This is a genomic window from Rhodococcus sp. DN22 (genome assembly GCF_036669995.1).
GTDB lineage: Bacteria > Actinomycetota > Actinomycetes > Mycobacteriales > Mycobacteriaceae > Rhodococcus_F > Rhodococcus_F erythropolis.
Genome location: NZ_CP133326.1, coordinates 1,043,883 through 1,057,992 on the forward strand (window position 1 = coordinate 1,043,883; position 14,110 = coordinate 1,057,992).

General features: G+C 62.4%; 13 protein-coding genes, 1 tRNA gene and 1 riboswitch. Of the genes, 6 read left to right on the forward strand and 8 right to left on the reverse strand.

Annotated features, from left to right (window positions below):
- The first annotated feature begins 71 nt into the window (after positions 1-71).
- Both RA302_RS04740 and RA302_RS04745 read left to right on the forward strand, forming a co-directional pair.
- Positions 72-1,418 carry a SidA/IucD/PvdA family monooxygenase gene (locus RA302_RS04740; protein ID WP_019747015.1) on the forward strand — a complete coding sequence of 449 codons (1,347 nt, stop codon included), beginning with the start codon at positions 72-74 and terminating at the stop codon, positions 1,416-1,418.
- Positions 1,415-1,663, forward strand: a complete 249-nt coding sequence (locus tag RA302_RS04745) for an MbtH family protein (RefSeq protein ID WP_003945538.1) — start codon at positions 1,415-1,417, stop codon at positions 1,661-1,663. The genes RA302_RS04740 and RA302_RS04745 overlap by 4 nt, the downstream gene beginning before the upstream one ends.
- A gap of 83 nt (positions 1,664-1,746) precedes the next feature.
- Here RA302_RS04745 and RA302_RS04750 read toward each other — a convergent pair whose 3' ends face one another.
- Entirely contained in the window at positions 1,747-3,174 is a 1,428-nt protein-coding gene (locus RA302_RS04750) for a threonine/serine exporter family protein (protein WP_166501864.1), read from the reverse strand.
- Positions 3,175-3,296: 122 nt separating this feature from the next.
- Here RA302_RS04750 and RA302_RS04755 point away from each other — a divergent pair.
- Positions 3,297-3,368: transfer RNA gene (locus RA302_RS04755), tRNA-Thr, on the forward strand.
- Positions 3,369-3,457: 89 nt separating this feature from the next.
- Here RA302_RS04755 and RA302_RS04760 read toward each other — a convergent pair.
- The 5 genes from RA302_RS04760 to RA302_RS04780 all read right to left on the reverse strand — a co-directional run bounded on the left by RA302_RS04760 (position 3,458) and on the right by RA302_RS04780 (position 7,762).
- Positions 3,458-4,255: a GAF and ANTAR domain-containing protein gene (locus RA302_RS04760; RefSeq protein WP_020968516.1), complete on the reverse strand. Its 798-nt coding sequence runs from the start codon at positions 4,253-4,255 to the stop codon at positions 3,458-3,460.
- Between the two features lie 477 nt (positions 4,256-4,732).
- Positions 4,733-5,548: a hypothetical protein gene (locus RA302_RS04765; protein WP_019747018.1), complete on the reverse strand. Its 816-nt coding sequence runs from the start codon at positions 5,546-5,548 to the stop codon at positions 4,733-4,735.
- Between the two features lie 47 nt (positions 5,549-5,595).
- Complete coding sequence (locus RA302_RS04770) at positions 5,596-5,910, reverse strand: multidrug efflux SMR transporter (protein WP_020906330.1); 315 nt, start codon at positions 5,908-5,910, stop codon at positions 5,596-5,598.
- Between the two features lie 14 nt (positions 5,911-5,924).
- A riboswitch (guanidine-III (ykkC-III) riboswitch) is annotated at positions 5,925-5,990 on the reverse strand.
- Positions 5,991-6,033: 43 nt separating this feature from the next.
- The gene (locus RA302_RS04775; RefSeq protein ID WP_166501865.1) at positions 6,034-7,308 is read right to left on the reverse strand and encodes a hypothetical protein; all 1,275 of its coding nucleotides are present in this window, start codon (positions 7,306-7,308) and stop codon (positions 6,034-6,036) included.
- Complete coding sequence (locus RA302_RS04780; protein WP_225320277.1) at positions 7,295-7,762, reverse strand: hypothetical protein; 468 nt, start codon at positions 7,760-7,762, stop codon at positions 7,295-7,297. Before RA302_RS04780 ends, RA302_RS04775 begins: the two co-directional genes overlap by 14 nt.
- A gap of 197 nt (positions 7,763-7,959) precedes the next feature.
- On the opposite strand from RA302_RS04780, the gene RA302_RS04785 reads away from it, so the two are divergent.
- Both RA302_RS04785 and RA302_RS04790 read left to right on the forward strand, forming a co-directional pair.
- A complete protein-coding gene (locus RA302_RS04785) occupies positions 7,960-8,676 on the forward strand; it encodes a response regulator transcription factor (protein WP_166501866.1) in 717 nt (238 codons plus the stop codon).
- Complete coding sequence (locus RA302_RS04790) at positions 8,673-10,124, forward strand: HAMP domain-containing sensor histidine kinase (RefSeq protein WP_166501867.1); 1,452 nt, start codon at positions 8,673-8,675, stop codon at positions 10,122-10,124. The genes RA302_RS04785 and RA302_RS04790 overlap by 4 nt, the downstream gene beginning before the upstream one ends.
- A 24-nt stretch (positions 10,125-10,148) precedes the next feature.
- Here the strand turns inward: RA302_RS04790 and RA302_RS04795 are convergent, their stop codons facing one another.
- Together RA302_RS04795 and RA302_RS04800 are read right to left on the reverse strand one after the other, a co-directional pair.
- Positions 10,149-11,420 (reverse strand): alanine racemase, encoded by a 1,272-nt coding sequence (locus tag RA302_RS04795; protein ID WP_225320278.1) that lies wholly within the window; start codon positions 11,418-11,420, stop codon positions 10,149-10,151.
- An 86-nt stretch (positions 11,421-11,506) separates the two neighbouring features.
- On the reverse strand, positions 11,507-12,982 hold the full coding sequence (locus RA302_RS04800; RefSeq protein WP_166501868.1) for an amidohydrolase family protein: 1,476 nt from the start codon (positions 12,980-12,982) through the stop codon (positions 11,507-11,509).
- A gap of 203 nt (positions 12,983-13,185) precedes the next feature.
- On the opposite strand from RA302_RS04800, the gene RA302_RS04805 reads away from it, so the two are divergent.
- A complete protein-coding gene (locus tag RA302_RS04805) occupies positions 13,186-14,031 on the forward strand; it encodes a M55 family metallopeptidase (RefSeq protein WP_019747026.1) in 846 nt (281 codons plus the stop codon).
- Positions 14,032-14,110: the final 79 nt, after the last annotated feature.

The window sequence follows — 14,110 nt, forward strand, 5'->3', positions numbered from 1 at the left end:
CTTTGCTACTTACTTCGGGACATCGATTGGCGACCTCATCAGGTCGTCCCGTCGGGGATGGACTACCTGTAATGAGTGAATCACCGAGAGACTCCAGCGCCGAACCCGCCGTGGTCGACATCGTCGGCGTCGGGTTCGGTCCGGCCAACCTCGCGTTGGCCATCGCTGTCGAAGAACACAATGCAAATTGTGCAGCCGTTGATCGGGTGAATGCGCGGTTCTTCGAAAAGCAGTCTCAGTTCGCGTGGCATCCCGGGATGCTGCTCGACGGTGCCACGATGCAGATCGCGTTTCCGAAGGACCTGGTGACGTTCCGTAACCCACAGAGCGGATACAGCTTCTTCTCGTATCTGTTCGAGCAAGGGCGACTGGTCGACTTCGTCAACCACCAGACCTTCTTTCCCACGCGCCACGAGTTCAACGACTACCTGTGCTGGGCGGCTCGACGAGTCGACGCGGATGTGCAGTTCGGTACAACCGTCGACGGGGTCGAGGGCATCAAGAACTCCGACGGTGTGGTCGATCGCTTTGCGGTTCGCACAGCCGACGGTGAGACGGTGATCGCGCGCAACATCGTCGTCGGCGCCGGATTGAAAGAGCGGATCCCGGAGTGGGCAACGCCGTCGTCCCGGTGCTTCCACAACCACCAGTTCCTCTTCCACCTCGAAGCGATGCCTGAGCCCGTGCACAACAGGTTCGTTGTTCTCGGTGCCGGTCAGAGTGCCGCGGAGATCGTCGACTACCTGCACGCGAACTACCCGAACGCCGAAGTCCACAGTGTTTTTGCCCGCTACGGCTACAGCCCGGCAGACGACAGCCCGTACGCAAATCGCATCTTCGATCCCGAAGCCGTCGATCAACTGCACGGCGCCGACGCCGCGGAACGACGTCGACTTCTCGATCTGCACCGCAGTACCAATTACTCGGTCGTCGACATCGAACTGATCAACAAGCTCTATGCCACCGAGTATCAGGAGATGGTTCGTGGGCCGCGGCGACTGTTCATGCGTCGGGCCTCGGAGATCACGAGTGCCGTGGAGACCGAATCCGGCATCGAACTGGCCGTCCGCAGCAACCTCGACGGTTTGACCGACACGCTGTCGTGCGACGCACTCATTCTGGCCACGGGTTTCACCCCGGCACCGCTGGACAATTTGTTGGGTGAACTCGTGCCGGATTCGTCCGTTCCGCGTAACGTCAGTCGGGATTATCGACTGGCTGTAACGGAGGACGTGACAGGCGGTATCTATCTGCAGGGTGGGACAGAACAGACTCACGGATTGACGTCGTCGCTGCTGTCGAACGTGGCAGTGCGGGCGGGGGAGATTCTGGCGTCGGTGCTGAGCCACCAGAACCGAACTGGTGCGCTTGCTAGTCTGGGCGCACAAGACACGTACGTAACGAGTGAGGCGAGATGAGCACTAACCCTTTCGATGACGAAGACGGCCGCTTCTACGTGCTGGTGAACGACGAGGACCAGCACTCGCTGTGGCCCACGTTTTCCGAGGTCCCCGCCGGCTGGCGCGTGGTGTTCGGTGAAGACAGCCGCAAGGCGTGCCTCGAATACGTCGAGGCGAACTGGACCGACATGCGTCCGAAGAGCCTGCGCGAGGCCATGGAAGCCGATCAGGCTGCCGGCGGAAAGCACGCAGTCGAGAGCTGATTCTCTCACTGCTCGGAAACCCCCGAGTGAACCGAAAGAGCTGGGCACCGTCAGGTGCCCAGCTCTTTCTGCTTGAATCTCTCTTACTTCTCGGTGACGGGAACGCGGCGTTTGCGCTTGCGGACCATCGGTCGGCGTAGCGAGTCCACGCGCATCAGGATTCGTGGACGACGCAGTGTTCGTGCTCCCCATTCGCCGAGCGTCACGCCAGCAGCCAGGGCGCAGCCGATACCGAATGCCGACAGCAAAGCAGTCAGACCGATCAGTACCTGGTCGTTGAGCAGCGCGTACAGGCCTCGGTACAGCGACAGACCGGGGAGTAGGGGAGTGATGCCTGCGACCGCGACGACCAGCGGAGGCGTCAGGGCGCGGCGAGCCATCAGACCACCGGCAAGACCGACGACGGTCGCCGCGATCGCTGCGGCGATCACGGGGCCGACGTCGAGTGTTTGCACGAAGATCGACACACCGCTGCCGGCCGCGCCGCCCAGGAATGCCGCGGTGAGTGCACGCCGCTCGGCGTAGCAGGCCAGAGCGTAGAAGACCGACGCACACGCGCCGGAGAGCATGAGGATCGGCAACTGCGTGATGGTCGATACTTCCACGTTGATCGGTGGAAGCGTCGAACCCAGCATCCCGGTCATTCGCAGTGAGATCGCGACACCCGCGATGATGCCGCCCGTCATCATCACCACTTCGAAGAATCGCGCTACAGCCGTGATCGGAGCGCCCATGATCGCGTCCTGGACCGAGCCCACCAGCGACAGCCCGGACAGCAGAACGACCACTCCGGCCGCGATCACCAGCGACGGCCGGATACTGATCCCCAGCTGATCCTGAAAGGTATAGAGCGCCGCGGCGGGCGCAGCCGCGATGAGACCACCGACTACCTGCTGGAAGAAGAACGGCAACCCGAACCGGTTCAGTACGCGGTTGACCCGATCGATAACCATCGTCGTCAGAAACGCGACTGTGGCAACAAGGAACCCGCCGCCGAGCAGGACGGAGACCGAAGCCGCCATCGCTGCCCAGGCCATGGTTGCGGTCCATCGGTTGTACGGGTGCGGCGCCGTCGTGATGGCTGTGAGTGCGTCGTGCGCTTGGTCCGGTGTGATCGCCTCACGGCGGATACGACGCGTCAGACGGTCGACAGCCGCCAGTCGCGTGAAGTCCATCGAGCGGTAGTGGACGATGCGCATCGTGCTCGCCGGCGGTCGCGTCGGGCCGCGATAGGCAGAGAGCACAATCGAGTTGTAGGTGACGTCGACGTCACACTGGGCGAGGCCGTAGGTGGCGGCGATGAACTGCACCTGCTCCGCCGTGTCCATGGCCGCGGTCCCGGAGGCGAGGAGGACTTCGCCGACCCGAACCGCCAGGTCCAGAACTTCTGCGACGACGGCGTCGTCTGTGAGGTCGATCGGTTGTAGCGGCGCGGGAGCCGACGTGACCGTGTCGACGGTGGCTTGGCGGTTTCCCGTCAGGCGTGTGAGTGCTTCGGTGAATTTCGCCATCAGGGGGCGGAGTGGGAGTTGCGCATGGGGCCCACGCTATCTAACGTGACCCGGGCGCGGCCACCGTGACGGCTTGGATATGATGGCTCCGCAAAGTCAGTCGCGGCAACGCGTCGGTCTTCGCCTCCTTAGCTCAGTGGTAGAGCACTCGCCTTGTAAGCGAAAGGTCGTCGGTTCAATCCCGACAGGAGGCTCCGAAAGTAGAGGCACTCACCAAGATTCTGGTGGGTGCCTCTGTGTTTGCCGAAGCGCTGTGGTTGCCGAAGCACTGTGTTTGCCGGGTTCAGTTGGTCTCAGGCTTGTTCGTGGCCTGGCGCGGATCGATCGCGCCGTCGATGTACTGCTGGGCGATCACTCGCAGTTTGACGTTGCTGCGCTGTGAGTCCTGGATGAGGATGCGGAAGGCGCGGTCGGCGTCGACGCGGTGGGTGCCCATGATGATGCCCTTGGCCTGTTCGATGACGCCTCTCGATTCGAGTGCACGCTCGAGGTCCATCGCGTGCTTTCTGGCGATGTCGAGGCGCTGCGAGCTGTGCAGTGCGTAGGACGAGGTGACGGCGAACAGTTGGAGCAATGCCACGTCGGCGCCGGTGAAGCCTCGGAGGTCATGGCTGTAGAGATTGAGGGTTCCCAGTGGGCGATCTCTACCGGGCAATGGCATCGACAGAAAGCTGACGGCGCCGACTGCTTTTGCCGCGCTTGCGAATTGAGGCCACCGGCTGTGGGCTTCGCTGGCATGCGCACGTACAACCGTGCCCGTGCGTGACGACGTCACACTCGGTCCGTAGTCCAGTCGGAATTGGATCGAGTCGACGGTGCGAACGAGTTGATGGGTGGCGGCTACGGTTCGGAATGTCGAATCCGAACCGCCGATGGTAATTCCGGCCATGTCGGCGTCGGCGATGAGATCGACGGCGTGTTTGCAGACCTGTTCGAGAAATTGCTCGGCCTGGGCATGTGGATCGAGGTGCGCGTACAGCGATTGCAGGGCGTCCGAGGCGGCGTCCAGGCTGTCCTGCGACGCGGAATTTCGGCCCCCGGTAGGGCCGCGGTGTTCTCTGGCAATGCGCGGCGCCGTCATTGTCTCAACCACCCTTCCCCATCACGTCGCAGGCATGTCCGATTCGTCTTATTGTTGCACCGGACTAACTGTTGTGCACTCTGTTTGGGTGGACAAGTGTCTGGTGGGGCAGACGGTTATGCGGGTGGGATACGTATGCCTAATCGTGATGTTTGGTTCAGTCATTTGCGGGTAGTGCGCCGAGTATGGAATTGCGTTGTCCTGCAACAGTTAACGCGGAAACTGCGACCGCGGTACAAGTTTTCTCCGCAATGGCGCGCAGGTCGCGAACTTGGCCTATTGTCAGCGCCAGCGCACAATCTTGTACGCGTAACCCGCAGACAGTGAAGGGGATACGACGATGAACGGACTGATCGCGGCTCTGAACAGTGGAATGACCGTTGGCTTGGCCAACACGATTCTGACTTTCGGCGGAATCATCATCAATCTCAACATCGTGATCAACAACTGACCGCGTAATCGGCGAGTAACCGTTTGTTATGCCGATTCGATCGGAAGGTCCGGCCCTGGGCGCTCGCCCTTGCTCTTGAGCCAGCGATTGGGAAGCTTGCCGGCCAGTTCTCCGAGTGGACCGACTGCAGCACTGAGGATTCCGACTGTTTCCTGCAGTACCTCGATGCTGGCGCTCATTCTCTCGAGGTTGGGGGCGAGCGAAGTCAAGGTATCGGACAGTGCAACGATCTGGTCAAGCGGGCCGCCTTCGGCGATGAGCCGTTCGAAGGCGCCGTTCTCCGCCAAGAGTGTTTCGAGGATGCCGTTCTCGGCCAGTGCGCGATCGATGACACCGTCCTTGGCAGTCAGGCGTTCGACGGCACCGTCCTGTGCGGTCAGTCGTTCCAGCGGACCGTCCTCCGCCATCATTCGGTCGAGGAGACCGTCCGGGGCGAGCAACCGTTCCAAGGCGCCGTTCTCGGCGAGCACCCGATCCAGCGGTCCGCCGGGAGCAAGAAGTCTTTCGAGTGGTCCGCCGGGAGCGAGAAGTCGTTCGAGAGTGCCGTCGGGTGCAGTCAGTTTGTCGACCGGGCCGCCGGGTGAGAGAAGGCGATCGAGCGGCCCACCGGGGGCCAAGGCCTGCCCGATGGGCCGATCGTCTGCAGTAAGCGATGACAACTGCTGGATCATCTGCATGGGTCCGCGGGGGCTGGCCAGGCCTGCAGCACCCGCCGTCACGGCACCGGTATTACCGACGGCGATACGGACGGTAGTCACCGTCAGCTCGGCGATTCCCAAGCTGATCTCTGCGGCTGCAATGCCCGCGCGTAGGGGAAGCGTGAGCATCTCCAGCAGTTTCATGCGTTAACTGTAACCGGTAACACACAAACACTCACCAGGATCGCCGGTCAGTGAAGGACCTTCAGACCGACCACACAACCGACGATGCCGAGGATCAGCAGAATCTTGACGACCGACGTGGACTCCGCACCGGTGATCATCGCGTATCCGACGGTCAGGGCGGCGCCGATGCCGACCCAGACCGCGTACGCAGTTCCGATGGGAAGGGTGCGCATTGCATACGCGAGGCCGGCCATACTGACGATCAGGCCGAGGATGAAGACAACGGTGGGTGACATCTTGCTGAATCCGTCGGACTTACCCAGCGCGGTAGCCCAGACAGCTTCGAAAAGTCCGGAAATGACGAGCACGATCCATGCCATGGTGAACAACTCCCAAGGCACCGTCTTTTCGCTGGCCGGGTACGGTGCGCTCGTCCGGATGTCGTCGTTGACCACCCAACCATAGCAACAGAATTCTGCGTTCCGACCCGATCAGCTGGCGATTTAGGTCACCACAGCCGTTCGAACTCTCTTCAGATGGATGGTCGACATGGCCACCACGATCGTCGCCGTCGCAGCGAGAACAGTCAATGGAATCGGCGTCGTCACGGCGGCCGGACCGTGTTCCTCGAGCGGAGCGGTCGACCACCCGAATTCCTGCGAGGCAGGGTCCAGGAAGGTCGCTGAAACCGAGAACAAGGTAAGAGTGAAGGGAAGTACCGACCCGCTCGCGACTGCTCCGACGGCAACAGGCATGCATGACGCGACGGCCAGTCCCAGCGCAAGTGGGAGGACGAAGACGTAGGCGACCGTGGTCAGGGCGGCATCCAGCAATCCCGAGAGTGCGGTCACGGCAAGCAGTCCCAGCCCGAGTTGGGGCATTGGTCTTTTCCAGCCGACGGCGACGCCCAGCGCCAGCGCAGCACCCACCGCGGGCACCGCCCAAGTCCAGTCGGATGAAAAGGAAATCGAGCTGATCGAAACCGCGCCGATTGCGAGTCCGGCGAGTATGAAGCGGGCGTCGTGTTGCGGCAAACGCCAAGCCAGTGCGACGGTAACGGCAACCGCGATCACCACCGCCGTCACCCAGGACCCAGGCGCTGTCGACGTCGAGCCCAACCACGCATACAGGGCCGTGAATGCCAGGGGCAGAACAACTCCCAAAGTCACCAGGCGTGTGTCGACGTCGTCCGTCTCTTGACCTGATCGTGCGACCAAGGCGACTCCGGCTACCAGAAGAGTTGCAGCGAGCAGTATCCAGACGGGAACCGTGGACGGCACGGGGTAGGTATCGCCCGGAAGTGTGAGCGACCACCTTGCGACGCGATCGCGCCACAAGTCTGCGCCGCCGAAGTACAGGGTCGTCGCGGTCACCCCGAGTGCGAGAGCAATTTGTGCTGCGCGGTGACTCTTCGTCGGATATGCCGCCGCCGCGAGGAAAGTGCCGGCTCCCATTGCGTTCAGGGTCACCGATATCGAGGCGGAGACAGGGACGAATGCTGGTAACGCGATGACTAGGGCGCCAACGGCAGCGAAGACACTCGCGAGTCCGCCACGTCCCCAGCGATGTAGTAGCGCAACACCGACCGCCGCAACCACAGCGGCAGTTGCTCCCGCCCACTGCGGTGTGATCACCACCGAGGTGAGGCCGTCGTCGGAGAACGAGAAGTCGTCAACTCGAGACTCGGCCACTGCGTACGCGGCCACCACACCGCCGACCAGCGCGGACGCCACCGAACCGTAGAGCTGAGCGATTTGAACTGGGCTACGTTGCTGCATAATTCGTCGAATTTTTGCACAACTCGCCGATACGACTGATCGTCACATCGCCGTGCGGATCCATCCACACCGGTTCCCCGTCTCGAAGTCGAGGGACAAGCAGATGGCGCCCTCGGCTCGGCCACTGAACGAAGTCGTACCCGGCCAATTTGGTCTGAACGATATCGGCGACCCACACCGCAGCGTCCGCGAATGCAGTATCCATCGACAGTGCGTTGAAGTAGCTGAATCCGCCGATGTCACGTGCGCCTTGCCAGCCGATCGTGACGTTGTAGTCGCTGTTGATCGAAAATTCCCAGATCAGACGATCGACAACAACTTCAGGTCCGAATCGCAGGCAACGCAGATCTTGGGCTACAGCCGCGAGGGCTTGTGCCCAAGACTCCGGTGGCGCGAAGCCGGGATCCTCGCCGGGATCGGAGTTGTTGGTGAACAGAGGAATACGCCAGGTCAAGCATTCCATGTTCCACAGTCATTCCATGTTCCACAGTGGAGGTAGTGACATGCCGCATCCTTCCGGTTCGTGGGCCTGTACCCCAGCTTTTCATCTGCACCCAGCTTTTCACCTGCACCCGGCTTTTCACCTGCACTCAGCCGTTCACAGGAAGCTCCCAGGGAACATACAGCGAGAATCCAGTGGCAGGGGAGAAGATGGTTCTCGTGACCGACAAGACCCCCGAAGCCCGCATCCTCGTCGTCGACGACGAACCCACCATCGTGGAGTTGCTCTCCGTGAGCCTCCGATTCCAGGGTTTCGAGGTGGCGACTGCTTCGAGCGGAGCCCAAGGCCTGGACGTCGCACGGACATTCCGTCCCGACGCGATTGTTCTCGACGTCATGATGCCCGGGATGGACGGCTTCGGTCTGCTCCGACGCCTCCGTGCCGACGGTGTGGACGCACCGGTCCTGTTTCTGACGGCGAAGGATTCGCTCGACGACAAGATCAGCGGCCTGACCCTCGGCGCGGACGACTACGTGACCAAGCCGTTCAGCCTCGAAGAGGTCGTGACGAGGTTGCGGGTCATCCTGCGCCGCGCCGGCCGCGGTGTCGAACCGGAGCAGTCGCCGCGGGTGAAGTTCGCCGACATCGAACTCGACGACGACACCCGCGAGGTCTGGAAGAAGGGCGAATTGGTTGCACTCTCACCCACCGAGTTCACACTGCTCCGATACTTCATGGTCAACGCCGGGACGGTTCTCAGTAAGCCTCGAATTCTCGACCACGTCTGGAACTACGACTTCGGCGGGGAGGTCGGAGTTGTCGAGTCCTACGTGTCCTACCTGCGGCGCAAGGTGGATACGGGGGAGACACCGCTGATTCACACATTGCGTGGGGTCGGCTACGTGATGCGTGAACCGCGGCAATGATCGCCGCCGCGGAAAACGATCAGCTTCCGAAGCGGGGTCGTTTCCGTCTCCATTCACTGCCGCTGCGTTTCACCTTGGTTGCGGCCTTGCTGGTGTTGGCGGCGCTGGGTCTGTTGGCGTCTGGCGTCGCGGTCACTTCTGCTCTCGAGAATTCACTGACCCAGCGAACCGACAAAACGCTGTACGAGGCGGTCGACGGCTGGGCAAAGCCGCACACCAGAGATTTGCAGCCACCCAGCGATGTCGGTCCGCAAACTCGTCCGCCCAGTCCCTTCTTCGTTCGGACGGTGACCCCGGACGGGAAGGTGTTCACTCTCAACGACAAGTCGACGACAACCGAACCCGACCTGTCGAAAGATTCCACCAACGGCCCGATCACCGTCGGATCGAGCGACGGTTCGGACGTGAACTGGCGAGTTCTCACGACGGTTCGCGACGACACGACCACGACTATCGGTGTGCGACTGACGGATATCGAACAGACCGTCGACGACCTGGTCGGCCTGCAACTCGGCATCGGCCTGGTTGTCCTGCTGATCCTCGGCGGCGGAGCGTATTTCGTGGTTCGTCGGAGCCTTCGTCCGCTGGTCGAGGTTGAGGAAACTGCCGCTGCCATTGCCGCCGGCGACCTTCATCGACGGGTCCCGGAGCGTGACGACCGCACCGAGGTCGGCCGATTGTCGGTGGCGCTCAACGGAATGCTCGCGCAGATTCAACACGCATTTGCCGCGACCGAGGCTTCGGAGGAATCAGCACGGCGTTCCGAGGAGAAGATGCGTAGGTTTGTCGGCGACGCGAGCCACGAGTTGCGCACACCCTTGACGACTATTCGTGGGTTCGCCGAGTTGTATCGCCAAGGCGCCATGACGGATACGGAAACGCTGATGAACCGGATCGAGGGCGAGGCGTCGAGGATGGGACTTCTGGTCGAAGATCTGCTCATGCTGGCAAGACTCGACGAACAGCGTCCACTCGAGAACAAGCCGGTGGATCTGCTTGCAGTTGCGGCGGATTCGGTACAGGCGGCACGAGCGATCGCACCGGATCGAACTGTCGAACTTCAGATGACCGGCGGCCCGGGCCTGCCCGAAGTGCAGGGTGACGAGGCCAGGCTGCGTCAGGTAGTCGCCAATCTGGTGGGCAACGCGATCAAACACACTCCGCCGGATGCGCAGGTCACCGTTCGTGTCGGTACGACCGAGAACTCCGCGGTGGTCGAGGTTTCGGATACCGGTCAGGGTTTGAGTGACGAGGATGCCGCGCGGATCTTCGAGCGTTTCTACCGCGCCGACACCTCTCGCACCCGTGAGACCGGGGGCGCCGGTCTCGGCCTGTCCATCGTTTCGGCTTTGGTTGCAGCGCACGACGGAACCGTCAGCGTCGAGACCTCCCTCGGGCAGGGGACGATGTTCCGCGTCGAATTGCCGCGTGACCCGAAGGACGACTGACGCCGGATTACCGCAACCGGCCCCTCAGAAGTAGGTGTGCACCGTGCCGACGACGCGGTAATCCGAATCGACCTCGGGAATCAGTGACCACTTGTCGAACGTGGTGCAGGGATGCGAGATTCCGCAACCGAGCAGATCGCCGACCTTCACGTCGAAGTCAGCCGGGACGTCGACGTACGCGTGCTGGTCGTTGAGTGCGGTGATCGTCAGCTCTCGCGCTGGTCGGTTGGATCCGTCGCGTCGGCGCCACAGGACTATGGGAAAGCCTGCGTCGGAACCGACATCGCGGCGGCCGAAGCCCAGGATCACCCGTCCGGGTTCAGGTATTGAGAGCACTACGCCCCAGACCTCTGCGGCTCCCTGCAGAGTTCGCGGACCGTCAGCCCACGGCGAAGTCTGGGCATAGAGACCGTGATCGTGAGTGATGTAGCAACCGCTGCGCAGCACGACGCGTACACCGTTGTCGAGTGCCCACCGGCCGGCCAGCTCGCGTACAACCAGATCGTGAAACGCACTGCCGCCGAAAGTGACCAGTGGCCGGGGAGCCTTCGCGGAGTTGTTCTCGAACAGGTTCTCGGCAACACAGATTTCCGTGAAAACCCGCGCGGATTTGAGATACGAATCGACGGAGATACGGCGGGCTGCTACCGAGGCTCCGGGCATCATGCCCTCGAACCCCTCGACTCCGGTGAGAATCAACGAAGGTGCCTGCGATGCTGCGCGTGCGACGTCGAGTGCTTGCTCGACAGTGCGAGCGCCCGCGCGTCCGCTGTCGTAGCCGAGTTCGACGAGAACCCGGATACGGCTGGCCGGTGAGACTTTCGCGATCAACTGTTCCATCAGGCGGACGCTCTCGACCGAGTCCACGAGGGTGGTGACGAAGAAATCGGGGTCGGTGGCCTGGGCGTCGCAGATCCACCGAATGCCGGCGGGATCGAGCACCTGACTGGCGATGATGATGGTGTCCACACCGAACTCACGCAGAATGCGTGCCTGCGCAACGGTTGCCGCCGTCATCGCCCAAGCCCCGGCGTCGAGTTGCCGACGAACCAGTTCGGGGCTCATCGTGGTCTTCGCGTGGGGCGCCAGATCCACATCGTGATCGGAGCAGAACTGCGCCATGAGGTCGACATTGTGCGCGATCGCTGCACGATCGAGTGTCATCACGGGTAGCAGGAGGTTGCCGTCGAGCGCAGAGATCCCCAGTGGCTCCAGGTCGGAGCCGTCGCGACCTTCGAGGTCGGTGCCGAATGCCTTGTGCTGCCAACCGATCGGGGGGTTCGCGAAATCCGTCATGGTATCGATTGTGCCGTTGATTGCAGACGATGTGTTCATGTGTGGTGACTTTCTGTCAGAACTATGCAGGTCAGAACGAGATCCGGCTATGAGCGGCGTACCGGGCGACCGGGCAACGCGTCCTGGACCACGGCACCGCCTTCGACGACGGGTACGCCGCCGACCAGCACGCGGCTGATTCCGGTGGAGGGACGGGTGCCGTCGATGTAGGTGGCGTTGTCGGTGATTCGCTCGGGGTCGAAAACGAGGATGTCCGCGTCGCTACCGGGGCTGATCCGACCTTTCGTCGCCATCGAGGGAACCGACTCCTCCAGAATCTGCGCGGGGATCAACGAGCAGCGCGCGATGATCTCCGACAGCGACAGCAGTTGACGCTCGCGGTACAGCGTACGAATCGCTCGCGCATAGGTGCCGGCGCCGCGTGGGTGGCCGAGTGCCTTCTCCGGCAATGGCCACTGCAACGCATCGGCAGCGGTACGGCCTGGCCAGGTCAGTGGCATCGCGTCGCTCGCGATGGCGGCACGGTCGAAAGTCATCGCGCGTTCGAGGAATTCGCGCTGCACGGTGTCGTTCTCGTCGAGGAACTCCACAAGTACCAGTCCGCCGGGGTCCGTTGCCCGAAGATGTTCCAGCTGCTTGCGGTCCGCGATACGTTCACCGGTGGGCACGAAAGTCAGCGATCGTGGTGTCAGATTCATCAGATGCAGCTTGTCTGGATCGAGAAACGCAGCTCCGACGGCCGTTGATCCTGACCCGTACGGATACGCCTCTGTCGTGACGCGAGATCCGGCTGCCTGGACCTGAGCCACCACGGACAGTGCATGGTCGACGTGCATTCCCGAGGTGCTGTTGACGTGGCAGTAGTGCATGTGCGCGCCGGTTTCGGCTGCTGCACGGGCGATTTCGACGGCGCCGTCCACCGGGCTCGACGGGTCGGCCGAGATGAGTGGGCGCGCATGGGTGTAGGTGGGAACACCGGCTCGGGCCGCGAGATCCGCCACCTGCAGGTACTCGGCCGGATCGGATTTCGGGGCGTATCCGACCACCACGCCGATGCCGAGAGCGCCTGCAGCCAGATCGTTTTCGAGGAGTTCGAGAATGTGTGCACGCTGGGAGGCGGTGGGTTCGCCCTGCCAGTTCGGGGAACCGACATGGTGCAGGAGAGTCCTGATGTCGCCATCGGGATCGGCGCCCGAGAGTTCGATCATACGGGCGTGCGCCCACGACGTCGCGTAGCCGTAGTTGATCGGGCGCCCCTCGGCACCGGCACGCGCATATGCCTTCGCAACAGGAATGACGCCTGCCTCCAGTTCGAGGGCCGTCGTCACTCCGTCCAACGCCTGAAGTCGCTGCTCGGCGATTTCCTGTCCGTGGCTGTGCAGGTCGATGAATCCGGGGCAGATCACCTGACCGGTCACGTCGATCGTCTGCCGAGCCTCGATCGCGTCGTGACCCCACGCCGAGACCTTGCCGTCGGTGATCGCGATGCCCCGAACCTCGTCGGTCCCCGATGCGGGATCGACGACGCGGCCGCCGGTGAACACGATGTCGTGGACCTGCATCAGCGCTGCACTCCTGTCGTTGGTCGAACCGCCTGGCCCGGCGAATGTCCCGATGGTTTCACGGCTCGGGTATCGGATTCTGGTGTGAACGTCCCAAATGGAGGCCGACTCACCGTTCGACCGGACAAGAAACGAATGCAGTCGAGTGTGAAGGTGAAAGCGAAGTTATCAATTCAGCCGATTGAGATCGATGGAGGACAGGAATGCACGTCTATATTTCGGTGGACATGGAGGGTATCGCGGGTATCGCGACGCTCGATCAGACGATCCGCGGCGGTGGCGGCTACCACCGTGCGCAGATGCTCATGACTGCCGAGACCAATGCTGCGATCGCCGGTGCGTTCGACGCCGGTGCGACGAGCGTCCTGGTCAACGACAGCCACGGAACGATGGACAACCTGCTTCACGCCGATCTGGATCCACGGGCGCGCCTGATCTTCGGATCACCCAAGATGCAGTGCATGGCCGAAGGAATGACGTCGGATCACGACGTCGCCCTGTTTGTCGGCTATCACGCACCAGCTGGTGGACCCGGCGTCTTGGCGCACACGTTCTCGAGTTTGTTCGCCGACGTCCGCCTCGACGGCAAGTCCGTCTCCGAGACCGACGTCAACACCCTCTACGCTGCCACCCAGGGCGTTCCCGTCGGTCTCGTGACCGGTGACGACATCATCTGTGGCTTGGTGGACGCGGCCTCGCCGACAACCGAGACCGTCGAGGTCAAGAAGGCACACGGATGGTCGGCAACCAATTCGCTGCCGCCGTCGCTGGCGTGCGAGCAGATCCGAGCAGGCGCCGAGCGCGCAGTGCGCAAGGCCGACACACTGAAGCCGGTCGAGCTGCGTGACGAGTGGACCCTCGAGATCGTTCACCCCACCACTACGGGAGCTGAACTCGCCGAGGCTGTTCCCGGCTCACGACGGATTTCGGATCGTACGATTTCGCACACACTCGGCAGCGTCGACGACATTCTCGGCCTGATCACTGTCAATGCTCGGCTTGCAGCCGCAGGCGTCTCGACGATCGTGGCAGTCGCCAATCGCACGTGATGAAGTAGCGACTCCATCGCGAAATGCCGCCGACGCCGTGTGTGTCGGCGGCATTTGTCATCTACTGGGGCAGAACATG